This is a genomic window from Shewanella sp. LC6, from assembly GCF_006385735.2.
In the GTDB taxonomy this organism is placed as follows: Bacteria; Pseudomonadota; Gammaproteobacteria; order Enterobacterales; family Shewanellaceae; genus Shewanella; species Shewanella xiamenensis.
On sequence record NZ_CP043902.1, the window covers coordinates 3,463,712 to 3,489,182 of the forward strand.

Consider the following 25,471-nt stretch of genomic DNA (forward strand, 5'->3'; position numbering starts at 1 on the left):
ATAAGCCTATATTGGATCAACTACCTTAGCATTTGTGTGGACTTTGGGGCCACAATGCAAGGCAATGTCGTTCACTAACAAGAAAGAGAAAGCACAATGAAAATCGCCCTTTTCATCCCGTGTCTTGTTAACCAAATGATGCCGGATGTGGCCATTGCCACTCTGGAATTACTGGAAAAACTCGGACACCAAGTGATTCTACCCGCAGGCCAAACTTGCTGTGGCCAACCGATGACTAACTCGGGTTGCTTTGATGCAGCACGCAGTACCACCTTGAAATTACTCAATGCCTTCAAAGGTGTAGAATGCGATGCCATTGTTTGTCCTGCCGCTTCTTGTTTAGTGGCCGCCAAAGAAAATTTCCACGAGTTTGATAGCAGCCCAGAAGCTCAAGCCGTTATCGACAAACTCTATGAGCTGACCGAGTTCCTCCACGATATCGCTCCCATTCCCGCCTTCAACAAACCTTTTGCCCATAAGATCAGCCTGCAACTAAGCTGTCACGGCATTCGTATGCTGAGCCTTGCCACGCCAAGCGAGCAAATGGGCCCACGATTCAACAAAGTTGAAGCCGTGCTTGCTAATATCGCAGGTATCGACATTGTCTATCCAGACCGCCGCGATGAATGCTGTGGCTTTGGTGGTACGTTTGCCGTCGATGAAGGTGCCGTATCCGCCAAGATGGGTAAAGACAAAGCCCAAGCCCACGCGGCAACAGGCGCGCAATATGTGGTTGGCTTCGACCCCTCTTGCCTCTTGCACCTCGATGGCATGATCCGCAGACAACAATTGCCGATTGAAATTCGCCACATAGCGCAAGTGCTAAACGCCGCGCTCTAGGAGACCCACTATGGCATATCAACATAATCACGGAGCCACGGGTTCACAGGTTCACGCTCATAAAGCCGATATTTTCTGCCGCGATGAAACCCGAGTTGACTGGCACTCTAAAGCCCTCTGGGTACTGCGTGAAAAACGTGACCGCGCCGCTGGCAGCTTACCCGAATGGGAGCAACTGCGTCAGTTAGGTTCTGAAATCAAACTGCACACCTTAACCAACCTTGCACAATACCTTGAAACCTTTGAGCAAAACTGCCTTGCCAACGGCATCAAAGTGCATTGGGCTAAAGATGGTGCCGAGCACAACCGTATCGTGCACGAGATCTTAGCTAGCCATAAAGTGAAGAAGTTAGTTAAGTCCAAATCCATGCTCACCGAGGAATGTCATCTCAATCCTTACTTAGAGCAGCGTGGAATTGAAGTCATCGACACCGACTTAGGTGAGCGCATTATTCAGCTCGCGAAAATGCCGCCTTCGCACATTGTGGTGCCCGCTATTCACATGAAAAAAGAAGAAGTCGGTGACCTCTTCCATGAGAAACTCGGCACTAAAGCGGGGGCAGCCGATCCCTTGTATTTAACCCGTGCCGCCCGCGCGCATTTGCGTGAAAAATTCCTCAGCGCCGATGCCGCCATGACAGGGGTAAACATGGCGATTGCCGATAAGGGCGCCGTGGTCGTTTGTACCAACGAAGGTAACGCCGATATGGGCGCTAACCTGCCCAAGTTGCAGTTGCATTCAATGGGGATCGACAAAATTGTCCCCGATATCGACAGCGCCGCCGTGTTACTACGCACCCTCGCACGCAACGCAACTGGCCAACCCGTCACTACTTATAGCGCCTTCTACCGTGGACCACAGGTCGATGGAGAGATGCATGTGATCATCGTCGATAACGGCCGTACCGAGATGATGAAGGATAAAATCCTTGCCGAATCATTGAAATGTATTCGTTGCGGCGGTTGTTTAAATACTTGTCCTGTGTATCGCCGCTCTGGTGGTTACAGCTACAACTACACCATTCCCGGCCCGATTGGGATTGCGGTGGGTGCCAAGCATGACGATACCAACTCCATCGCTTGGGCTTGTACTCTGTGTGGTAGCTGTACCTATGTCTGCCCGACCAAGGTGCCGCTCGATAAGATTATTCACCACCACAGACGCCTTAAGGCCGAAGCCGGACAACTCCCCTACGGCAAAAACGGCTATATGCCATTAGTGGGTAAATTTATGGCAAGCACGACTCTGCTCAATTGCTCAATGGGCGCGGCCCGAACTGCACTGCGCATTCTGCCGGGTAGTCTGCTCAAGCCCTTTAGCGGTGCCTGGGGTAAATACCGTGAACTGCCAGTCGCCCCCAACTCCAGCTTCGAAGCTTGGTTTAAGAAACACAGGAGCCTATAAGATGTCTAGTAAGCACGAAATTCTCAATGCGCTCAAACTGTCGGCTTTAACAAACCATCCTATGCCGAGCATCGATGTCGCCCCAAGGGTTGAAGATCTGGTTGGCCAGTTTGAAACCAATCTGAAAACCGTTGCGGGTACACTTCACCGTGAAGGCGGCCTCGCGGCACTGCAAGCCAAAGTGGATGAGCTTGTCGCCCAAGGCTTACAGGTTATCTCCCTCGTTGAGGGCATCACAGCAAACCGTGATGTGCCACCAACGGCTCACGAGCTCAGGGATATCGATTATGCGGTGATACCTGGGGATATTGGTGTTGCCGAAAATGGTGCCATTTGGGTAAACAATAAGAACTTAGGCCACAGAGTAACGCCTTTTATCTGTGAAAACCTGATCTTAGCCCTGCCAGCCAATAAGATTGTGCCAAACATGCATCAAGCGGCAAAAGAAATCACGCTAGCCTCAGGTGAGTTTGGGGTGTTTATCGCCGGTCCCTCAAAAACCGCCGATATCGAACAAGCCCTCGTCGTCGGTGCTCACGGCGCCTGCAGCTCGAACGTGTATTTGCTGTAATGCCTCAAGATTTAATGTAACCAAGAAACGCAAAGGTTACGGGACAATCGAAACATGAAAGCCGACCTTTATTGGCGGCTTTCTTATTTAAAATTTAGCATAACAATATTTGAAACATTTGATTTATAAGGGTTATTCGCCTACAGGTACAGGCTTGCCATGGCATTCGCCGCCGACTCGGTGAATAGAGAAATCTAGGATTTCTAAGCTTATGAACGAGAGCCATGGTCGTTCTCACGTATCCCTGCATTGCACGACATTCAGGCGTCCTACCTATAAGATGGCGAACGGGCTGTTAAACACGGATGTAGTGCAAGTCAATCAGTGGATGCAAGGCCGCGCCGTACTGCTCTTTGATGAGCGCCGCAGCCTAAAGCAATAACTAGTGATAAGTAAAGGATCTTTATCAAGTCGCTTTAACCAGATGCGATAGCGCAATACTGAAGATACCTTACGAGTATCCTCGACGCGGCAGGTCGTATTCTCGACTATATCTATTAGGCATTTATAGTAAAGGTGAGTAAATGAACGAGGTATTACTACAAATAAAGGCGCTCACCAATAGTGATCCTTTGTTGACGGCTGTCATTGTTGGAGTATTAACATTTACGTTAATTGGACTCGTAGGCTACATGCTAAAAGATGTCCCCGCGAAACTGTTAAGTTGGCTCAGTAGCCTGCTATTTGTGCGGCTCACTATAGACGATAGCCATCAGGCACGCACAGAGATATTCAATAAGCTGTCCTTTTTGATCAGTAATACTACCATTCCGTTTTTTTCACGTTCTATCTCTGAGGCTGTGTACTTTGACTATGGTGTGAATTACGACGGGCGTGTCAGTGTTAAGTCTATCGGCTATGGTATGCATCTGTTTAAATACGGTGGTTGTTTTATGTTGGCAACCCGTACTAAGGTCGATAGTTCGATGGCATACGATTCTATTACTGTAAGAGCACCATGGTGGGCAAAAGATAAACTATATCGTTTTTTAGAAGATACTCGTGGAGACATTCCTACTGAGCCGAAAGTGAATATTTTCGAAGAAACCGAATGGTGTCGCTACGGTACATTGAAATCATCGGGTTTTAGTGACTTAGTGCTAGATGAAGGGTTTAAGCAGGACTTGATGAGGGAAGTTGATAACTTTGCAAGTCGGGGAAAATCGGTTGTAAGTAAGCTAACCATACTGCTACATGGAAAAACGGGCACGGGTAAGACGGGTATCGCGAGGGCCTTAGCGGTTGAGTATCATCGCGATCTATACATATTGAATCTATCGACTGTCAATGATGCCACTATTCATAAGGCGATTAGAAAGGTAGCGCCCGGAGCGATGTTGTTAATAGAGGACTGTGATTGTGTAAAGGCTACGGTATCACGTACAGCTGAAAGCAACGTAGACAACCCACCACTCACTTTAGGTGGCGTACTCAACGCGTTAGACGGCGTCATTCCTCTTGATGACTGCCTTGTCATAATGACCACAAATCATCTCGATCATCTTGACCCTGCGTTGATACGTAAAGGTCGTGTAGATGTCAGTATTGAAGTGCCGCTTATCAGTGCAAAGCAAGTTAATGAGGACTACTTTGAGCGTTTTGGCGCAGTACTGAATAGAACTGAGCCATTGTTAGGTTGTGAAGTCTATGAACTCCATCGCAGAGCGAGCTTAAGATATGGAGTGTGTTGTAAGCCAGTGTAACCCTCTTCCTCCTAAATGGACTCATTCAATGGTCAACTCTATTTGGCCAGCGCTTTAACCGAGTACTTATAGGGTCTGAGTTAACTTTCCTCAGGCCCTTTAACTTGCCAAACTCAGTAGTGGGCTTGAGCCAGTTTTCATGAGGATATTTAATCTTGTCAGTAACTTAGTGCTAGTTTCACTGATGGCGCCACGTTTATCATTGCGAATGATTCGCCCAGTATCCTCTTCTACCAATTGTTCTCTAAGGGCAGGTCATATCTGCACAAAAGTCTCTTTCAAAATACGACCTTAGCACCTTCAAATTCTCAATCAGCTATTTGCATAATAAAGTGTCAATAACCAACATCGGACTTGTTCAACACTTGCCATGCCTTTTGAGAATGGGTCGCGGCTACGCGCGGCCTATCCTTATTTGTTATGCAAATTCTTCAGGGCTCAGAAACTCCATAACTCGAAGGCGTCCTTCAAAAAGGATTTCCTGAGTCGCTGAATCATTATGGATTCCTAACCAATATTGTCTTGCACGTTTTAGTGTCATCTCCATTGGCTCGCTATCACCTAAAAGGTGCTCATCACTACCAGTGTGCAGACGACCTTGCAATCTAACCCGCGCTATTTGAAAACTTTGTCCCTCGAGCCCTAAACGCTCAAGCCAGAACCTGACACCTTCCCGTTCTAGGATTAACCAGATGCACCGCTGCCTTGATGGCAAATGAGGAAACTCTTGCTTTCTTATATCTTCCCAAATCAACTCTCTAACATAAGCAACAAAATGCCTAATAACCTCACTAGCAATATCAGCCACATGAGGAGAATTGATCTCACCTCTAGCGACACTCCCAACAAACTTTGCAGCTGGTACCATGATAGAACCTGATTCGGTGTTTACTGAATACTCTTTTCGTTGAGTCTCAAAAAACTTGAAATATGGATTACTCTCTCCACCAATATCTATTTCCTGTCCTTCTCTCCACATTTCAAATGGAGACCAAGGAGCAGCTCTATTGATGTGAAAATAATCACGTGCAGTATCTGCAATAGTCAATTGTTCCTCCTGTATTTGCATAGACGCTGCAATATGGGGCGTATTAAGCTTGGCTAAAATTAGCGAAGAATGAGCGCCAGCCAAGCTTTAGACGTCCCATTCATAATTGCTTTGTTATGCATTATCTCCGCTTATAAAGCAGACCAAATGAGCCTTTTGACCAACTCTCTGAAAAGTAGTCACCAACTTTTAGTGATTCAAAATGCCTCTTTGAAACATCAAGTTTAGTTGGCTCGTTGGTATGAGTAGTTTGAATATAAACATAGTAACTCATACCACCCTTAGTACTTTCATATGTGTCTAGCTCGACAATTTCACCCGTTAGTTGAACTTGTTGCTGTTCCCCAACCATTGCGTTTAGTCCCATAACATAGCCACCACTTATAAAAATAAGCATTGCTGCAATCATTGAAGTCCACAGAAAACCTTTTACTTTTCCTGCTTTCCTTCGATATTTTGGAACTTTAAAAAGGTACACATAAAAACAAAGCGCGCCGATAGGAAGAGATAAGAACTTAAATGCCCAATCGTATGATTCATTTAGGATTGTGTCGTACATAAATGTTGGAGCGACTCCAACTAAGATATATACAAGAAACGCCCAATCCCCATACTTTTTTAAATAATACTCCACAATTCATCCATAATTCATAAAGCTCAAAGCAGGCGCGCCGCGTTTTGGCGTCGCCCTGCCTTTGCTTGTTAAATTTTGACCAGCTTCTGCACACCATTACCCATCCTTGCGTTGTTGAGTGTGACAAAGCCAGAACCATCATTAAAAGCATAAAATACAGAATTTTCGTGCAAAACTTGTTTCAAATTCTCAAGTTCAGCGGGATTACTCGGCTCTACTATCCAGATGCCTGCGGTCACGTAAGCTGGATTGGTTCGATCTATAGTACAGCAATATTCAAAGTCGGCTAGTGCAGTAAGTAGTGGTCTTAAACCACCAATTAATGTATCCGATTTAGCCAACTTTGCTTCAAGGGATATTACCATTGCCATTTTTGAATAATCGAGATCATCAGAATCCAGATCTGAACTGTTGGAATAGGTAATGATGTATTGCCCATCAGGAAAATAAGTAGGAGCTCCTTCCATCACCGTAACCAGAGCCTTTGGATTTGAAAATTGAAACTCCAAATCTTGAACATCGCTCATCATAGAAACAGATGTAAGTACAATGCCAGTTGCAGAAATTAACCATTTTTTTAGACTTTCTTTATTCGGGAATTTCTTCTCGTTCATCGCACGAATCTCTCTGAGAAATTTAACGTCTTAGTATTTATGCGCTGCGCTGTTTGCAGGGCATAAATCGCTTGTTGACTCAATCTTAAATATGGCCGTTGCTACATCCGTGCCAATTGGTATAAATGATGCTATAGGAATTTGCTTTTTTGCGGTAGCGGTTTTTTATACAGTTTGATGGGTAATTACTTGATATCGTTTTAGCTTTCTCATTCTTTTACGCTCACTGTCGACTGGTTTTTGACCTTGGTTGACAGCATTCTGACCTCACATTCAGGCTGATGCTCGTACCGCCCCCCCCTCACAGGCTTGCGCCTATAAGTTTGACTACTTTTCACTGTCAGCCATTCCGGGCGTGGCTATCCTAGCTGGAGTACTAGCTGGCTTTAAAATATCGGACGGGCATGACTTCTAGGTTTAAAGTAACCTCATCACATTAGCTTTTCTATAGCCACTGCTTTATTCACCCTACTTGAATTTTTAACTTTGAAACACACTTTGGGGCAATAACTTTTAGCTGAACGAACTGCCAGAGGGGTCGTGAAGATTGGCATTGTTGCACCAGTGACCGTTGGCGACATGGATGTCGCCGTCGAGCCTATAAGGACATATTCACGGCGTGTCACTGGGGAAACAATGACAATTCACTCAGTACACCTAATGATCAAGCTATCTTGCTTTGAGGCACTTTGAGTTTACGAACAACACTATGGATAACATAAAATGGCAGCGCAAAACCTTCGCTGCCATTTTGATGAACAAGCCCAGTAAACCTTTCTACAACACATCACTACATAAAGGCTTTCGTAAAGGCTTCCTTCGACTGGCGAATATAATTGCGTGCACTTTGAGCATGTTGTTCCCATACCGCCCTATCGCTTGGATCGGTAAAGGGATTTTGCTCGGCGGCAATCGAGCGCTCAAAGCGGTCATAGAAGGTTAACATCGCTGAAGTAATTTGATTAAAACGTTCTTTAAACTCCTGAAACTCATCCATTTTTTCAGTCGTTTTAATCATGTACTGTACCAGTTCAGCATTACTATTAGAGGCAAGTAAGGCTTCGGCTTTGGCGCTGATATTGGCATTCACTTCAGCCATGATTTGCGCCCGAGTCTGCTCATCTTTACTCATCACCTTACTGTAATTTTCGGGCGTACGGGCAATGCTGGCGTGTTGCAGATAGCTACGCAGATGTTTGTCTAAATCCTTGCGGAAATTATCTAAGTTCTTCTGCATACTGACTAAATCATTATCGAGTGCGGTCACCTGTTGCAACTCTTTTTCGATTTCAGACATAAAGCGCTCGGCCTGCTGGTAAATCTTAAGGCCGTTTTCCTCGGCAAACTTTTTATCACTGCGACTTAAGTCGCTGTTGTCATAGTTTGAGCGGTCAAAGGTGGCCGCAAGGAAGGATTTAAAAGGTTCAGCAAAGGCTGAGTAGGCGCCAGCACTCACTACATTTAAGGTGGCGGTTGCTAAGTCGCCAAAGGGCTTAACCATAGAGCCTAAACGCGCCTGTTGAATCGGCGACGCAATCCGCTTAGCGTCAGTTAACACCGACCTAAAGGTGTTATAACCCAAAGGGTTAGACATTTTATTGCGCTCAGAGGTCGCCAGTACAAAGGTGATACTGGAATAAATCGCGTTCGAATACTCAAGGTATTGTCTTTGGCTTTCGAGCTGGGCGGCGTAGTTTTTCCCCAGCGTTCTAAAGGATTCGGCCTGAACCTCGTAGTTTTTGTCTTCTTTAAGTTTATCTAAAATGCCGCCGATAATTTTTTGCTCGTTTTTTTGCAGGGCAATATCTAAGCGAATTTTATCGAGGGTTAAATCATCCAAACTGATAGGGCCATTAATCGCTTCAATATCGAGGCGAACATATTGACGACTCGGATCGTCAATCGACACCCGATGGGCTAAATATTCATTTGTGCCAGGAGTAACATCGATAAGCGCCACATGCTGCCACTGGGCATCCAGTTTTAATACGGGCGATGTGAGCACATTAATCCGATATTGGGTTTGGATATTTTGAGTTTTTACCCAAAACTCTAATAGACCCGCTTCCGATACAGGGTATTTACTGACAATACTGCTATTGCCTTCTGCACATAACAACGCACTCTCGCCACTATGGGGCTCAGCACCCTCAAATTGGCACCCCATGATCCAAGACCAAGGTTGTGATAAGCGGTTACCCTCAAAATCGCTAGCAAACACTAACTCATTATCCTTGGCGCTGGCGTTAACACTGGTTAACACGCCAAACAACAGCATAGAGATGACTGCAGCGGTGCGCATAAGAGCCTCATAAAACTTAAATAACAAACGAAAAGCCAGACAAAGTGGCCCAGAATTTATCCTATCCACCTGCATTACTGTCAGTCGGTAACGGTATTTTATCGACAACACTCATACTACAGACTGAGCTCATTTTAAGCAGGGTTTAAACCAGCGAAATGTATCAGAGCGCATGCCGACACGCCAGTATTAAGTCGGTTTCAAGACTAAGATAATAACTAAACAAAAATTAGGCTTTAATCTTAAGCCGCTGCATGGCAATGAACATCCAAATGACCAATAGCGTGCTACAGGTCGCGAGCGATATCCACACACCGATCACGCCAAAAGCCCAAGCAAAACAGTAGATAATCGCAGCAATCAGTATGAGTTTTGCGCCAGTTAGAATCGATGCTTGTTTCGAACAATTAATCGCTTGGAAAAAGCTCGCCCCCACTAAAATGAGGCCTTCCATCGGCAAGCCCCAGAAATACCAACGCATGCCTTCAATCGCGACGGGCGTAAGGCTTGGGTTATCACCGGCAAACAGGTACACCAACCATTCAGGGCGGGAATAAATCAACAGTAAGCCAAGTGCGGCGGTGAGTAAGGTCATGCCAAAGGCAATATTGCGTGCCTGTTTAACCCTATCGAAGCGCCCTGCTCCCGCATTAAAGCTATAAATTGGCTGGGTACCGAGGGCAATCCCCTCAAAAATCAGGTAGAAAAACGCTTCGGTATAACTGACCACCCCGTATGCTGCCACATGCAAAGGGCCACCAACCCATAAAAATGCGGTGTTATGCAGAGTCAATACAATCGACAGATACAGATTCATTAAAAAGCTTGGCAAACCAACACGGGCGATGTTGATGCAGTTATCAAGCTTTAGCTTCATCTGCTCAAGATTGATTTTGAGCTGTGTGCGCGCCCCAAAGAAATGCTGCAGGCAGAGTAAACCAGTCACGGCCTGGGACAACATAGTGGCAATCGCCGCCCCCGCTAAACCGAAGGGAAACACCACAATAAACAGCCAATCTAAAAAGGTGTTCAGCACGCCACCTAAGATCAGCACAAAGGTCACCATGGAGGGGCGACCATCGTTACGCAGCAAGGTGGTAAATGCCATTGAGATAATAGGGAAATGACATAAGGCAAAATACCAGAACAGGTATTCATTAGCATTTTCGAGTATTTCCCCCTCAGCGCCGAGGGCAATTAAAATATCTCGCGAAAAAATCCCGCCGATTAAGGCAAAAAATGCCCCCGCGAGTAAACATAAACTAAAGGCATTACCGAGCAATTTACGCGCCTTGGCTATATTGCCTTGCCCCAAGTTAATCGAGACTAACGCGGCGCTGCCCATGCCAATCATGGCACCGACGGCGTAGAGAATCGCGCCCACGGGATAAGCCAGCATCATGCCAGCAAGCCCGGTTTCACCGAGATAATGTCCGACGAAGATACCATCAATGGTGACATATACCCCAGTCACCAGCATGGAGGCGATTGTTGGAATGGTATAGCGCCAGAAAAGCTTCGAAATCGGCTCTTGCAGCAGGCGTTGATCCGTTGCGCTATGGGAAACAGCAGTCATAACCAAATCTCACAAAATAAAGGCAGGGTGCGCACTCAGATTGTTCTAGCGGTATTCACTTAGATAAATAGAATGATGAACAAAAATGCGGCAATGGATTGTACCTAAATTTTACTTTAATACCAAACCCGATTAGCAGGATAAATTTATAACAAAAACTAATCTACACAATATCTTACTGATGGCACACTTTTACCAACCCATCACGACAAATAAAACACTACTCAATAACAGATGTGGCGAAACTCATCATTTTTCACTACTTTTTTGGTATTTACCCCTTAATTAGGTAAAGTGTAGGTTTATATTGCCCGAAATGAGTTAATTATCGAGGCATTATTTGTCTCTGCAATTTAGCTAACCATTTAATTAATAATGAATTAGTGAAATTAAAGTCAATAACAATAATAAAGGGAAGGACATGAGTCACAATAGTCCAAATGCAGAGAATGATCTGCGCGAAGTCAAACAATTAGGTATGTGGGCCTCCATCACTAGCCTAAGTTATATTTTTTGGTTAGTGGGCGGCATGGAGTTGGTCGAGCGAATCGCCTATTACGGCGTAAAAGCCAGTGCTGGCTTATACGCCAAAGCGCCAGAATCGGCTGGAGGTCTGGGGATCAGCCTCAGCGACTATGGCATTATTATTTCGCTCTGGGCGATTATGCAGACATTTGTACCCGTGTTTACTGGTGGGATTTCCGACCGAGTCGGCTACAAGGAAACCATTTTCGGCTCGACCGTGATTAAAATCATGGGCTACCTGACTATGGCGTTCTTCCCTACCTTTTGGGGCTTTTTATCGGGGGCACTGCTACTCGCCATCGGCACGGGTATCTTTAAACCCGGTATTCAAGGCACCTTAGTGCTCTCCACCAATCGTAATAATACCTCCATGGCTTGGGGGATATTTTACCAAGTCGTGAATATCGGTGGCTTCTTAGGCCCATTGGTTGCCGTGCATATGCGTCAACTTTCTTGGGATAATGTGTTTTATGCATGCGCTGCGATTATCTCACTAAACTTCCTGTTTTTATTGACATATACCGAGCCAGGAAAAGCCGAGCGCCTCATCCGTAATCAGCAAATTAAATCAGGTGAAGTCAAACAAGAGTCCCTATGGCGCGACGCTTGGCATGAGCTTAAAAAGCCAATTGTGATCTATTACATGCTGGTATTTTCAGGTTTTTGGTTCTTGTTTAATGCGCTGTTTGATGTACTACCGATTCATATTTCCGAGTGGGTCGATACCAGCGTAATTGTCACCAGTTTGTTTGGTAGCGAAGGCACCAGCAACGGCATTTTACAGTTCTGGCTCGGGTTAAATAACGAAGGCACGAAAGTGATGCCTGAGGGCATGCTTAATCTCAACGCCGGCCTGATTATGACCAGCTGCTTTTTAATTGCCGCGCTGACCGCCAAATACCGCATCACCACGGCGATGCTGATTGGCTGTTTACTCAGTATCTTGGCCTTTGTGTTTATCGGCGCCTTCCATGCGGCTTGGTTTATTGTGCTCGCCATCGCGATGTTCTCGATTGGCGAAATGATGATTAGCCCAAAGAAAAACGAATTTATGGGTAACATTGCCCCCGAAGGTAAAAAAGCCATGTACCTTGGCTTTGTCATGCTACCTCAAGGGATTGGCTGGGGCTTAGAAGGTTATTTTGGCCCAAAACTCTATGAAATTTTCGCCTCGAAAGAGTTGTTCTCACGCGACTTATTACTCGAGCGCGGCATGAGCGCAACGGATGTGAGTGCCATTCCGCAGGGTGAAGCCTTTACCACCTTAGTCAGCTTTACCGGCGAAAACGCCCATGATCTGACTCAGCTGCTCTACCACAGCCACAACATTGGTATGGCTTGGTATATAATTGCGGCGATTGGTACTATTTCGGCGGTGGGTATTTATTTCTATGGTAAGTGGTTACTGACGCTGCAACGTGCGCAGCAGGCAGCGAACTAATACCTTAACCGCGTTATCGAAGCCGCTAATCGATTCCAATTAAAAAGTGAGTGTGCATGCACTCACTTTTTATTTAACGGTCTTGATACGCGACTAAATCATTAAATCTAGAATTAAAAACCCGCTAACAGTTCGACCTCAAATTGTTCAGCCGATAGCGCTAATCCTAAAACGTCGCATTGTGCCTGTAACTGTGCAAGCTCCTTATCAACCGCTGATAAGGTCAAGGTATTATCATCCAGCAAATACACCTGGCGTAAACTGGTGAAGTAAAATAGCAATGTAATCAACGCATTTACATCATTGTCCGCCGCAGCTGCTTGGACTTTAGCCAGCTTGCGATAAATGCGATTTTGCAGTTGCTTTAACTGCCACACATAATAAATCTCTTTAAAAAAGGGCTGAGTTTTTAGCTGATAGACAATGGCACTACAAAGTAATACCGCCAAAATCACCCCGAGTAAATTCCAGTGGAAATTTCCTGTAGGCTCACCGGGTAAAGCCTCAACGCCAAAGAGCGCAATTAATCCAGCCCCAAAGCCAAGGGAGCAAACGATCAAGGCCAACACTAAGGCCACCATAAACAGGTTCATATTGCTACGATAAAGGGATTTATCAATTTGCTGTAACTTCATGGGTTCTCTTTTAACCGACTTTCCGCACCTGATTTAGGAATAAATTTGCCGATACCGTTCGCCTAACACGTCGAGAATGATCTGCTGGTCCACTGTGAGTCCTGTGACTTGAGGTGGCGCCTCTCCCAACTGGTACTCGTGCACCCCGCCAAAGCGTAAAAAAATCCACCGCGCAGTCGGTTTTTGCGTGGGTTTCTTTTTCATGTCCGCCACACTCCGGTTCTGCTCTACTAAGCCCTGCCGGATCCGGTGCTCCAGCGCCGCATAAATCATCAGGCTACAGGTCATCACCATCAGCAACGCTTCGATACGTTCCGGTTTTTTAAGATATAACGAGGAGGTTAAAAATTCGGGACTTTTCAGAAACCTAAAACCACGCTCGACATTCTGCTGGGCTTTATAGGTAGCCAACAGCTCAGCCATGGTGAGCGTTTCACTGTGATCATTGGTCGCGAGGATGAACACCCCTGTCTGGTTGCGCGCCTCAGCCACCCGCGCCAAGCTACTTGCGGCTAACCCCTTGATGTGAAATTGGTAGTTCACCGGCATTTCACCCTTTTGGGGCCTTCCGCGCCCTGCATAGATAGGTTCACTCACGACTTCTGCTTCTAGTTGCAGCAGATTTAAGCTGACAGCAAAACGGGCTAATTCAGCCTGCGCATCGGTCTCGCAGGCAAAACGCTGGGCACATAATTTGTTGAAGGCTTTCAGTTCACGCGTGCTGTCTTTCAGTAGGTTTTTGGCTAATGTTTGCTGCTCACGGTGGCTGGCCTGTTCGCTGCGCACCAGCAACCAACGCTGCGCGACGTCGGCATAATTGGCGCTTTGCCAACAGCCATGATAGCCATTGCCCAGCGCAACCAGCGACTGGGTGCCAATGGTTGCCACGGCTCGCTTGGCTTCATTGAGGGTGACAGGCACACGAGTCACGAACAACTGTTGCTGTTGTGCCAGTAGTTGCAAGGTGTCGGCGCAATACAGCGCCGCATCGCCGACCAGATAACGACTCTCCTGCGCGGCCTTGAGACTGCTCAAGTGGCGCCGTACCGTCTGGGCAAAGGCCTTGGTATCATTAATATTACCACTCAAGGCTTGCATGTAGATGGGCAGGCCGGCCTGATTTTCACAGATAAGCTCCAGGATAACCTGGTTTAGCTCTGGCCGATGGTCGCGGCTATAGCCCCGTACCAATTGCAACTTACCGAGCTGCTCGCCATCGGCTTGGTCATAGGCGCCATCGACGTGGAAGCTGGTGATATCGAGGTGTACTGCAGTACTTTTGAGCCCCAATCGTTCAACGACCTGCTCCGCCATCACCTGATAAAGCGTGCTGACATCGGCCTCAAAGAGGGCATCAAGGCAGCGGCCGAGCACATCATCATTGAGGTCATCGGCACAGATCCCCGGGCCAATCAGGCGTTCTACAGGCTTGTTGGCAAAGAATTGCGGGAACATGTGCAAGGTCGAACTATGAAAGCCAAGACCGTTCAGTATCATCGCCACCAACGCTTCACCATGTGAGACTTTGTAGGGCGGCGTTTTGGGTAGCACCGCATCAATCATGCGAGCAATGCCGAGTTCTTGGCAAAGTGCAGCGACCAAACCAAGGTGGTCGAGGTTACGGATAGAGATAGCGGGAGCGGCCATGATGAATTACCTGCAAAAGAGAGTAATAGATCAGAATGACCGATCGCCGTCAAGTTTTTTAAATCGAAAATTAGGTGCGGAATGACGGTTTTAATCAAAATACGCATTGGCGGCGCAGCATAACCCAGTTTGCTTGAGCTTGCCTGAATAATATAAGTCTTCCGCCATCAAACCAACCACAAAGGATACAATTTGAAACAAATATGATTAAGGATTTATATTATAAAATTACCAATCTTTTTATTTAGTTATCTTCCGGTTATTGAGGCACGGTTATCCGCATTGATGACAGGTACGTGCAGATAGGGATCTAAATCAGTGTACAATTTGCTGATATTCAAAGTACGTAACGATTTATTTAACAAACTCCCCTTACTTGCACCACATTCCACTTGGAATGAAGCAACCATCACAGGAATGAAATGGCATTAAAGAACACCTTGCGAAGGTTAGTTTTGCTCACCCTCATTTGCTTAGTCGCCCCTATAAAAGCAGAGGAGCTCTTTGCGGTGGGGACTCGTTTTAGCCAAATTTTTGAACAAAAACCGAACGGCGAATACATCGGTTTAGGGGTAGATATACTCAATCGTTTTGCCCAGCAACAAAAAGTGACCATTCATTATCAAATAGCGCCTTGGCGCCGAGCGCAATCTATGGTCGAGCGCGGCCAAGCAGATATTTTAATTGGTCCCTATTTTTCGGAAGAACGGCAAAAGCACTTAGCCTTCTCGGCCCAACCCTTTTATCGCGATGAAATCGTTTTTTACGCCAGAGTCAATCACCCCACGCCTTGGGATGGTAGTTATGCCAGTATCCATGGATTAAGAATTGGCAAAATGCAAGGCTGGAGTTACGGCTATTTGTTTAACGAACGCACCAAAACGCTCACAATTAATGAATTTGCAGATCTCAAAAGTGGTATTGAACGCTTATCCCGTGGCGATCTCGATTTGCTTGCCACCAACATACGCAATACTCAAGCAATGCTCGCGCAAATCAAAATTCCACAGGCAATCACCCCTATAATGCCAAGAATTGATATCCAAGATGGCTTTATGGCCTTTCCAAAAGACGTAAAATTTCAACCACTTCAACAACGTTTCGATCTATTTATGCAACATATGGTTGAGACAGGCGAATTGGCTACACTGGCAAAAAAACGTGGCGTTACCATTCCCACCTCAATGCTCACCGATTAATCCCCTTCAATTAACCAGCTAAACATTCCATTAAGGCCAGTTCAATGTGGTCCCAATCCAGCTCTTGGGTTGCAATCATTTCGAGCCGAGAATCAACACAATCATCAAGTTCAGTGACAGTCATATCCCCACTGCTCCAATTGATCCCCGCAATACCATCGCTGGTAATCATTACAGCCTTTAACCGCAGTAAAGTAGGATTTGTTTGGGTCTGGAGGGTAATAAATTGCATTAATCTATCAAAATCAAACTCTTGCATAGGTTCAAATACCCAGCCGCAGCTAAAACAGCCCTCCCCCTGATTTTGCTTACGTACTATGCCACGCGCATCAAACTGGTAGACCTGCTCGCTTGCCTCCTCGGTAAACAGCCCCTGCAAACCCAAAGTGTCGGCAGTGTTACGCAACACACTGCGAGATTGGCTCAATGCGTTAATGCTAGCGGCTAGGTTAATGGCCGGTTTAGGTAAATCACGGCGTGGTTGCTTAAGGAGCTCAAGTAATTGAGCCGATAAGCCTTGAGGCGAACTATGCTCCACCACTGGCGTATCATCAAGTTGTAAAGCATTGAGATAATGAGTTAATTCCTTAGCTAATTGCCTGCCCTGCAATGCCTCAAACTCAGGATATAAATCGGTTTTGGTCGCAACGATCACATCGGCTACTTGCAACTGCTGCACAAAATTATCATGTCCGCGGTAGCGTTCATCCATTAATTTACGGGCATCAATTAGGCATAAAGCCGACATTCCGCAGCTAATTTAGGAATAAACTACCTCATAGAATCTACCGAGTAATTTGAGTAGTTGTGTTTGGTGATCTTGAAGTCCAGTGATGAACCTTTGGCCGTTAATCTCTAGCGTATCTATGCCTTCGAATTGCAAGAAGACCCAACGTGCCGTCGGTCTGGAGGTCGTCTTGTTCTTTACCATACTTGGGAAGAACGCTTCGGTTTGTGCGAGTTGTTCTCTGATTTTGTGTTCTAAACTAGCGTAAACAAGCAAGCTCAACGTCATTATCATTAGCAACGCTTCAATGCGCTCAGGCTTTTTCAAGAAGATGGAAGAGGTTAAAAACTCAGGGCTTTTTAGAAAACGGAAGCCGCGCTCGACTTTTTGTTGCGATTTGTAATGTGCTAGAAGAGCCGCCATGGTGAGTGCTTCATTGTCGGTGTCATTCGTCGCGAGGATAAACATGCCTACTTTGAGCTTAGCCAGTTTTACTTTTTCTAGGTCGGTGAAGGGGGCGGCTTCGATAAAGTATTGGTATCCTGTCGGTGCTTCATCTGTCTTTGGGCGGCCCGAATGAGAGTAAGTCGGCTGTTTGATGAGAGTGCCTTGTTCAAACCCAAGTAAGTCACATTGTTTCTTGAAATCGTTAAACGCTAATTCTGCGTCAACTTCACAAGCGAATGGTTTTTTACTTAGCTTTTCCAACGCTTTGATTTCTTTTGCTATGTTTTTCTCTAAGTTCTTGAAGAAAGTGATTTCTTCCCGCTTGGTGGCCTGTTCACTGTGAACGAGCAACCAACGTTGATTGACCTTTCCGTAATCCGAGTCTATCCAACATCCTGAGTAGCCATGACCGATAGTGCTTAATTGCTCTGGCTCTAGCGCAAGTAGTGCTTGTTTTGCGAGCTTGATGGTCATGGGGACACGGGTAATGAATTTTTGATTTTGCTCATCTAGCGAGGAGATGCTTTCTTCGGTGTACAAAGCGGCATCAGCGATAAAGTAACGACTATTTTGCGCGGCTTTTAGGCAATGTATGTGTCTTTTAGTGACTTCAGCGAATGCCTTGGCATCATTGGTGTTACCACTCAGTGCTTGCATGTAAACAGGAATACCTGCTTGGTTTTCACAGATGAGTTCAAGCACGACTTGGTTAAGCTCTGGCCTATGATCCCGACTATAACCTCTTACAAGCTTAATCACGTTGGTGTTTTCATCTTGTGCATACTCACCATCAACGTGGAAGCTAGTGATATCAAGATGAACAGAATCGGTCGTCAAGCCCAGTTTATCAACAACACGCTCAGCAATAACCTGATAGAGCGCTGAGACATCGGCTTCGTATAGAGCATCTAATGTGCGGCCTAGTACATCATCAGTCAGGTGGTGTGCTTCAATGTCTTTGGCGAGTAGCTTAGATACAGGCTTGGTCTTAAAAAAGTCCGAGAACATGTGCAGTGTTCTGCTATGAAAGCCAAGTCCATTTAGGAGCATGGCCAATACCGCGTCACCATGAGAAACATTGTGGTCAGAATATTTTGGGATAACGGCATCTATCATCCGTGGCAGGCCAATTTCGTGACAAAAGGCGGCAATGAGACCAAGGTGATCTAAGCGTTTAATAACAGGATGGGTAGACATATTTTGAGACCGTCAAATAGCAGTAATAGAGCAAAACTGTCGATCGCGGTCAAGATGGTGTCGTAGTTTTTATGAAAAGCTGATCGCCAGATCACACTATTTAAATTCTGGAATTAGCTGCGGAATGACGGATAAAGTGCTTTGAAGGCGGATAACATGTTGATAATGGGGCGCACTGAGGACTTTAATAATTTCATTAGGATGCCCAAGTCCCGTAGGTTCAATCAGCAAGCGATCAGGCTTAGCACGGGCGATCAGTTGATTGATTGCCACTTGCGTGGGTACGCCCGCCGCGCAGCACATGCAGCCCCCGGCAACTTCACGAATCTGCACCCCACTGTTGTTTGCCTCTAAGAGGCCCGCATCGATACCGACTTCACCAAATTCATTGACTAATATCGCCCAAGTTTCGCCCTCAGGTTTAGTCTTCAAAAGTTGTTTTATAAGCGTTGTTTTACCGACACCTAAAAAACCTGTGATGATATTGGTGGGAATGGCTTTGACGATCATGGACAACACTCGCAGGGTAACGGGCAACGTTTAGGGGCATTCGAGTGTAGGGATATTCTAGTTAAAGCTCAACAAAAAGCGCGCCTTGGGCGCGCTGCGTACTGCACTATTTTACTTTATTGCCGCCCTGCGGCTTACCACCAGAACGCTGAGTTTGAAATGGGCTAAATTTCGCCTTATCTTTTGAATACTTACCCTCGCGGGTAGGAGATTTTCTTGATCTAGCTTGGCTCTCACTCGACTTCCCGGCAGCACTGACTTTGCCAATAGTGCGATCTTTTGGTGCTTTATAACTCCATTTAGTTTTAGTGGTTGCCGCGGGAGCATCGCGGTAACGTGCAGGCAGTGGCGTGCCCTCCTCGTAACCAGGCTGCACAGTGACAGGGAGTTGCTGGCCAATTAAAGCTTCTATTTCTGCGAGCATTTCATCATCTGCTGGGCTGACAAATGAAATAGCTCGACCTGACAGGCCCGCACGGCCAGTGCGGCCAATACGATGGACATAATCTTCCGCGAGGAAAGGCAACTCTAGGTTTATCACTAAGGGAAGCGCCTGAATATCAAGCCCGCGGGCCGCCACATCGGTTGCCACCAACACGCGCAGTTTTCCGGCTTTAAAATCATCGAGCACACGATTACGCGCCCCTTGGGTTTTATCCCCATGAAAAACGCCCGCGCTGATCCCATCGAGTGTTAACTCCTGCAATAAATGCTCAGCGCATTCCTTAGTACTGGCGAACACCAGCACTTGGCGCCAATTATTGCGCCCCACCAGCTCAGATAATAACTCTGCTTTGCGACGTTTATCGACCCGATACACTAGCTGTTCTACGGTCGATGCCGTGGTATTTTCGGCAACATTAACCCATTCAGGTTGATTGAGCATCTTATGGGAGAGTTGCTTCACCGCATCGCTATAGGTGGCTGAAAACAACATCGTTTGATGTACAGGGGCAATAAGGCGCTTCACCTTTTCAATGTCGCGTACAAAGCCTAAATCGAGCATACGATCCGCTTCGTCGATCACTAAGGTCGTTACACTGGACAGGTCTAAATTGAACTGGCCAATAATATCGAATAGTCGCCCTGGCGTTGCGACGAGGATATCGACGCCCTGCTCGACTCCTTTACGCTGCGGATTCATATTCGCACCGCCATAAACCGCTAAGGTTTTAAGGGGCAAAAACTGGCTATATTTTTGAATATTCGCACAAACTTGAATTGCCAACTCACGGGTTGGCGTCATCACTAAGGCGCGCAGCAAGGGTTTATCGGCAGGCTGGGCAGCAAGTTGCTCAAGCACGGGCAAGGCGAAGGAAGCGGTTTTACCTGTTCCAGTCTGAGCACAGGCCATAATATCCTTCCCCGTTAAGGCGAGAGGAATAACCTGTTGTTGCACTTGAGTGAGTTGCTGATAGCCACACTCAGTTATCGCATTCAAAATAGGTGAAGATAAGCCGAGTGTGTCAAATTTCATAGGAACTCTTAGGTGTTAGTCGGTGGAATTGCTCAATGCGCAGCAAAAAAGAGACGAATCGAAGAGATGACTTATTGTACTCTTCAACATTATTAATTTTCTGCATCATGCCCTTAAATGGGGCCGCGGAGTCTAGCAAAATTCGCGGCTGATTTATAGGCAAAACGTCGCACGCCTGATAAACCTTTCTCGCCTAGGTGTTTATGTCAGCAAATACTTGCTGGCAAACTCACTGGCACTGACGGGTTTAGAGAATAAATAACCTTGGCCATAGTCGCAGCCTGCATTGAGCAACACCTGCCGCTGCGCCTCGGTTTCAACCCCTTCGGCGATGACTTTCATGCCCAATTTATGGGCCATCACAATGATGGCTTCACACAAGGTGTGGTCATTTTCATCCGTATCGATATTGCGGGTAAAGGATTGGTCGATTTTTAAGTAATCGATATCAAACTTCTTCAAATACGCTAAGGACGAATAACCAGTACCAAAGTCGTCTAAGGAAACTTGCACGCCCGCATCCCGATAGGCTAACAATTTTTCAGTCACGCCCATGCTAGCATCAAGCAATAGCCCCTCGGTAATTTCCACACAAACGCCAGAACCAGTGACATCTAACTGCTGCAGTAATTCAAGCCAATTGTGTAACAGTGTGCCCTCATCACGGAACTGTATAGGCGATTTGTTAACACTGATCTGAATTTCCACGCCCAACGTCTTGCGCCACTGGGCGCTTTGGCGTGCTGCTTGTTCAAATACCCAGTTACCGATTTCAACAATCAGCCCTGTATCTTCAGCAACAGGAATAAATTCTGCTGGCGATACAGAGCCCCGCTCAGGATGGAACCAGCGCAATAAGGCTTCTGCCTTAGCCACTTCCCCTGTCTCCATCGCTACTATCGGTTGATAATGCAGTTCAAATTCTTTATTCAGCACGGCTTGACGGAGATCGTGAATTAATCGCATGCGGTATTTAGCGTATTCCTGCATCGAAGGGGTGAAATAGTTAAACCGATTGCGGCCTTGATCTTTTGCCGCATACATAGCCTGATCCGCATGTTTAAGTAAACCTTCAATACTAGTCGAATCATCGGGGTAAAGCGTGATACCAATACTGGCGCTAATATAAGCAGTTTCTTCACCGAGCAGATAGGGCTCGGCAATACGCCTTAAAATATGTTCGGCAACTCGCTCAATCCCCTTATGATCAGCCATAGCACTTAATACTACGGTAAACTCATCACCGCCAAGTCGCGCCACCACATCGGCATCCCGCACACAGGATTTTAAGCGACTGGCGGTTTCGATCAGTAATTGATCCCCCATGGCGTGACCTAAGGTATCGTTAACCTCTTTAAAGTAATCGAGATCGAGGAACATCAGCGCAAAGTGATTGCGATTACGGTCAGCATTCTTGATTTCGGCACTTAAATATTCGAGCAACATGCGTCGATTAGGCAGGCCAGTCAAGGTATCGTAGTTGGCTTGTTTCCAGATTAAATGTTCACTTTGTTTTTTATCGGTAATATCAGAAAAAAGCGCAACACGACGATAAGGCAAACCCTCGGCATTATTAATCGTATTAATGGTTAGCCAAATGACATACTCTTCATTATTCTTACGCCGTTGGCGCATTTCACCCTGCCACTCGCCTTTTTCGCGAATGTCATTATTCATGCGCTGATAAAAATCGTGACCATTAAGGTCGCAATACATCATACGAATATGCTGTCCACGAATTTCAGACTCGCTATAGCCAGTGATATCGGTAAATGCGGCGTTTACGGTAATAATCACTCCGTTTTCATCGAGTACACTCATGGCTTCGGAGCTATTGTTATAAACTAACGCAGAGAGTTTTAAAGACTCTTCAATCAACTTTGCATCGGTGATATCGGTATAAGTACCGCACATTCTGAGCGCATTGTTATTGGCATCACGGCTCACCACTTTACCGGTATCTAAAATCCAGCGGATGTCGCGGTTAAGGGTTTTTAAGCGATATTCCATCTTATGTTGCGGCGTTTCGCCACGAATATGGGCCTCGATAGAATGCAATACTTTGGGCCTATCCTCAGCCACTATCGAGTCCATCCATTGGCGACTATTGGCATTGAGCATATCGATATCGCAGCCTAAAATATCGGCACTGCGGGCGTTTCGCTCGATATGGTCATTACGAATATCCCAGTCCCATACCCCAAGATCGCTACTGCTCAGTACCAACTCAAGTTGTTCACGACTGGCGAGCACCTCCATGTCAGCTAATGTTTGCGCCGTGACATCCAAAAAGCCTGCAATCACTAATAATACCTGATGATTTGCGCGCTTACAGGCCACTGTCATATGGGTGTAAACAATCGAGTTATCCTTGGCAATAAAGCGTTTATCTAATTCGTAATTATCGATTTTGCCTTCAAGCATTAGCTCAAACTTTAATAGATCAGCTTCAACATCATCGGGGTGAGTGAGCTGCTTCCAAGTCATATGCAGCAACTCATCCTCTGAGTATTTAAGCATCTGGCATAACCTTGGATTCACCTTGATCCACTTTTGATCGACGCCAGTAATGGCAATCCCAATATTGCCGACGTTAAATTGGCTGCGGAATAAAAAATCATCTTGCAGGCGAATTTGCTCGTCCCGCTCTAGCTCAAAACGGCGAGATAGCAAACGACTTAGCAGCCAGGTAGCAAGGGGATAAATCAATAATATTGGTAAGGCGATTTTCGACAATACGGGCAATGCAAGCTGGTTAGGCAGCAGAAAAAACCATGACAACATCACTAAATGCACTAAAAAAGCAAAACCAAAGACTTCTTTACCCGAAATATTGGCAAGATAGGACTTACGATAATGCCGCCATATCACACCGATAAGACCGGAACTGATAATTACGCCAACGCCAACCCACATGGCGACACCGCCAATACTGAGTCGGTACAGCGAAGTGATAACAACGGCAATCACCGTCGGTAAGCCACCAAAAAACAGGCCCGAAACACACAAGAGTACAGAGCGGGTATCGAAGATAATACCGGGTTCGTACATCCATGGGGTGCTCATAATCGCGACACCAATGCCACCGATAAATAAGCCAATCCCCAGCCGCCATAGTAAAAAATACTGCCGCTGATGCTTTTTAGGAATCGCATCGTACAAAAACACTAAGGCGAGCAGTAACGCTGCATTTTGTACTAAGGGTAAGAAAATGCTTTTATCCATGGATGTGGAAGCAACTCCAAAAATGAGGAAATGGTCTATCTTACGAAAACTCTCCCCCAAAAGTGTAGCAGAATTGCTTACAAATCATGATCTAATTACATGGGGTAATTCACAAAATGTTGTAAAGTTGTTTCTTGTAATCAAGGGCGATGCTATGCCAATCAAAGCGCCGCGCTTTCGCCTTGCGTTTTAATTGCGTCCAATCACGCGTATTAAATTTATCGAGTGCTTCAGCCAGCTTTGCCAGCATAGCCTCGCCCTGGCTTTTGATATCTTCGCCATAAAACACAAAACCATCGACATTGTCCTCGACCGTATCTTGTAATCCGCCCACACCATGCACTAAACAAGGCTGACCGCTACGCATGGCGAGCATTTGGCTAATACCACAGGGCTCAAAAGAACTCGGCATCAGGAACAAATCACCCACTTGATAAAGACACTGGGAGAGTTCCTCATGGTATCCTTGCAGAAATACAAAATGGGCATACTTAGCCGCAAGGGTTTGAAAAAACAGCCCTATCTCTGGGTCGCCGCTGCCAAGCAGCACAAATAGCGCCTTGGGCTGCGTCTGCTGTAACTGTTGCAGTAACGTCTCTAATACCGATAAGCCAGAAGGTAAAATATGGCGAAGGATCAGTACTTTTTGATCGGTAAGCCGACCAACAGACGTCAACAGAAAGTTCGGGAACTCTCCCGCAGAGGCTTGGCGCCACAGGGCTTGCAGCCGCGTAAAAGCAATCATATCGACGCCACTCACCTGAGTTCGCCCACCCTGCCACTGGGCTAAAGCTGACTCGATGCAACTCAGTAGCTTCGTAAAATCCGTTAATTCCATACGTTCGAGGGAGGTTTGAGCTAAAGCCTCTGGGTATTCGCAACCGTTTAAAATCCCCAGTACTCGACCTTGATCAGCTTTATGTTGCAAATCGGCCTCAAGCCCTTCGCCACCGAAAAAGCCCAACTCTGGGCGAGAGGGAAGCAACACCTCCTTGGCGTAGGTGGGTGAGACGAGATGCACCTTATCCGCCAGCGTAATCCCCATCCGCATCGGATTAATGCAATGGGGATAACGGGGGTCGATAATCTGGGCGCGTTGGCCCTCATCCAACTGGGCAAATAAGTGAGAAAACCAAGCCGCAAAGCTTGACGAATCATGGCTCAGCGGCCTAATGCCCTGCAGCGCAAGGTTATGAATCGAAAACACACATGCTATGCTTTTTAACGCTTGATACTCAGGCGCCAGCGCTCGCAGCATGGCTAAACATCCCGTGTGCCAGTCATGCAGATGTAAAAGCTCAGGCATAGGCACAAGCCCTGCCACTAAGGCCTTGGCTACGCTTGCACACAACAGCGCAAACTTAGTCGCATCATCGGCAAAGGGGCGATCACTTGTGCCTTGGCTATAAATCTGCCCGGGGCTCGATTGCCACAGCCCATGCTCGAGCAAGTAAATATTGGCGCCCTGCACCTTGGGGTGCGCCAGCCAATACAACTTAATCGGCTCCTGTCGCCCGGCAAAACTCACCTCAAACTCATGGATAAGTTTGGCGTCAAAGCCTGTTAAAAATCCGTAGCTGGGCATAATGACATCAGCTTGGATCTCAACACCCGCCAGCGCTTGGGGCAAGTCACGGATCACATCCGCCATACCGCCCACTTTCGCCCCTTTCAGCGCTCCATTTTCGGCCGCGACCATTAATATGCGTTTCACCTAACTTCATACTCCAACAGGGTTAATTTTCAAG

The 25,471-nt window shown here is 46.4% G+C and carries 19 protein-coding genes and 2 pseudogenes; 7 read left to right on the forward strand and 14 right to left on the reverse strand.

Going from position 1 to position 25,471, the window contains the following annotated elements; genetic code table 11:
* The first annotated feature begins 96 nt into the window (after positions 1-96).
* The 5 genes from FJD32_RS15560 to FJD32_RS15580 all read left to right on the forward strand — a co-directional run bounded on the left by FJD32_RS15560 (position 97) and on the right by FJD32_RS15580 (position 4,519).
* The gene (locus FJD32_RS15560) at positions 97-840 is read left to right on the forward strand and encodes a (Fe-S)-binding protein (RefSeq protein WP_037416062.1); all 744 of its coding nucleotides are present in this window, start codon (positions 97-99) and stop codon (positions 838-840) included.
* A gap of 10 nt (positions 841-850) precedes the next feature.
* Positions 851-2,245, forward strand: coding sequence for a lactate utilization protein B (locus FJD32_RS15565; RefSeq protein ID WP_055648002.1), 1,395 nt, complete (start codon positions 851-853; stop codon positions 2,243-2,245).
* A 1-nt stretch (position 2,246) separates the two neighbouring features.
* The gene (locus FJD32_RS15570) at positions 2,247-2,816 is read left to right on the forward strand and encodes an LUD domain-containing protein (RefSeq protein WP_037425853.1); all 570 of its coding nucleotides are present in this window, start codon (positions 2,247-2,249) and stop codon (positions 2,814-2,816) included.
* Positions 2,817-3,027: 211 nt separating this feature from the next.
* A complete protein-coding gene (locus tag FJD32_RS15575; RefSeq protein WP_181159879.1) occupies positions 3,028-3,198 on the forward strand; it encodes a hypothetical protein in 171 nt (56 codons plus the stop codon).
* A 142-nt stretch (positions 3,199-3,340) separates the two neighbouring features.
* Positions 3,341-4,519 carry an AAA family ATPase gene (locus tag FJD32_RS15580; protein WP_037425855.1) on the forward strand — a complete coding sequence of 393 codons (1,179 nt, stop codon included), beginning with the start codon at positions 3,341-3,343 and terminating at the stop codon, positions 4,517-4,519.
* A 100-nt stretch (positions 4,520-4,619) separates the two neighbouring features.
* Here FJD32_RS15580 and FJD32_RS25105 read toward each other — a convergent pair.
* The 6 genes and pseudogenes from FJD32_RS25105 to FJD32_RS15605 all read right to left on the reverse strand — a co-directional run.
* Positions 4,620-4,747: pseudogene (locus FJD32_RS25105) on the reverse strand (transposase); the annotation flags it as partial.
* Between the two features lie 190 nt (positions 4,748-4,937).
* Complete coding sequence (locus FJD32_RS15585) at positions 4,938-5,588, reverse strand: DUF2441 domain-containing protein (RefSeq protein WP_050991295.1); 651 nt, start codon at positions 5,586-5,588, stop codon at positions 4,938-4,940.
* A 100-nt stretch (positions 5,589-5,688) separates the two neighbouring features.
* Entirely contained in the window at positions 5,689-6,201 is a 513-nt protein-coding gene (locus FJD32_RS15590; RefSeq protein ID WP_037425858.1) for a hypothetical protein, read from the reverse strand.
* A gap of 68 nt (positions 6,202-6,269) precedes the next feature.
* Positions 6,270-6,815 carry a hypothetical protein gene (locus tag FJD32_RS15595; protein WP_197278440.1) on the reverse strand — a complete coding sequence of 182 codons (546 nt, stop codon included), beginning with the start codon at positions 6,813-6,815 and terminating at the stop codon, positions 6,270-6,272.
* Positions 6,816-7,605: 790 nt separating this feature from the next.
* Positions 7,606-9,117 carry a hypothetical protein gene (locus tag FJD32_RS15600; protein ID WP_037416051.1) on the reverse strand — a complete coding sequence of 504 codons (1,512 nt, stop codon included), beginning with the start codon at positions 9,115-9,117 and terminating at the stop codon, positions 7,606-7,608.
* Positions 9,118-9,346: 229 nt separating this feature from the next.
* Positions 9,347-10,693, reverse strand: a complete 1,347-nt coding sequence (locus FJD32_RS15605) for an MATE family efflux transporter (RefSeq protein ID WP_088585854.1) — start codon at positions 10,691-10,693, stop codon at positions 9,347-9,349.
* A 421-nt stretch (positions 10,694-11,114) separates the two neighbouring features.
* Here FJD32_RS15605 and FJD32_RS15610 point away from each other — a divergent pair, with 421 nt between their 5' ends.
* Complete coding sequence (locus FJD32_RS15610; protein ID WP_037416046.1) at positions 11,115-12,659, forward strand: MFS transporter; 1,545 nt, start codon at positions 11,115-11,117, stop codon at positions 12,657-12,659.
* 113 nt (positions 12,660-12,772) lie between these two features.
* On the opposite strand, the gene FJD32_RS15615 is transcribed toward FJD32_RS15610, so the two are convergent.
* Both FJD32_RS15615 and FJD32_RS15620 read right to left on the reverse strand, forming a co-directional pair.
* Positions 12,773-13,294: a DUF3087 domain-containing protein gene (locus FJD32_RS15615; protein ID WP_069454559.1), complete on the reverse strand. Its 522-nt coding sequence runs from the start codon at positions 13,292-13,294 to the stop codon at positions 12,773-12,775.
* A gap of 33 nt (positions 13,295-13,327) precedes the next feature.
* A complete protein-coding gene (locus FJD32_RS15620) occupies positions 13,328-14,941 on the reverse strand; it encodes an IS1634-like element ISShes12 family transposase (RefSeq protein WP_011715680.1) in 1,614 nt (537 codons plus the stop codon).
* 422 nt (positions 14,942-15,363) lie between these two features.
* Between FJD32_RS15620 and FJD32_RS15625 the strand changes: the two genes are divergently transcribed.
* Positions 15,364-16,140, forward strand: coding sequence for a transporter substrate-binding domain-containing protein (locus tag FJD32_RS15625; RefSeq protein WP_037425870.1), 777 nt, complete (start codon positions 15,364-15,366; stop codon positions 16,138-16,140).
* A 10-nt stretch (positions 16,141-16,150) separates the two neighbouring features.
* On the opposite strand, the gene FJD32_RS15630 is transcribed toward FJD32_RS15625, so the two are convergent.
* From FJD32_RS15630 to FJD32_RS15655, 6 genes and pseudogenes are all read right to left on the reverse strand, one after another.
* A complete protein-coding gene (locus FJD32_RS15630; RefSeq protein ID WP_140907600.1) occupies positions 16,151-16,888 on the reverse strand; it encodes a GTP-binding protein in 738 nt (245 codons plus the stop codon).
* A 12-nt stretch (positions 16,889-16,900) separates the two neighbouring features.
* On the reverse strand, positions 16,901-18,511 hold the full coding sequence (locus FJD32_RS15635) for an IS1634-like element ISSpu7 family transposase (RefSeq protein WP_011787758.1): 1,611 nt from the start codon (positions 18,509-18,511) through the stop codon (positions 16,901-16,903).
* 123 nt (positions 18,512-18,634) lie between these two features.
* Positions 18,635-19,021: pseudogene (locus FJD32_RS15640) on the reverse strand (GTP-binding protein); the annotation flags it as partial.
* Between the two features lie 106 nt (positions 19,022-19,127).
* On the reverse strand, positions 19,128-20,498 hold the full coding sequence (locus tag FJD32_RS15645) for a DEAD/DEAH box helicase (protein WP_088585856.1): 1,371 nt from the start codon (positions 20,496-20,498) through the stop codon (positions 19,128-19,130).
* Between the two features lie 201 nt (positions 20,499-20,699).
* Entirely contained in the window at positions 20,700-23,723 is a 3,024-nt protein-coding gene (locus FJD32_RS15650; protein WP_088585857.1) for an EAL domain-containing protein, read from the reverse strand.
* A 109-nt stretch (positions 23,724-23,832) separates the two neighbouring features.
* Positions 23,833-25,422: a glycogen/starch synthase gene (locus tag FJD32_RS15655; protein ID WP_181159876.1), complete on the reverse strand. Its 1,590-nt coding sequence runs from the start codon at positions 25,420-25,422 to the stop codon at positions 23,833-23,835.
* Between the last annotated feature and the right edge of the window lie 49 nt (positions 25,423-25,471).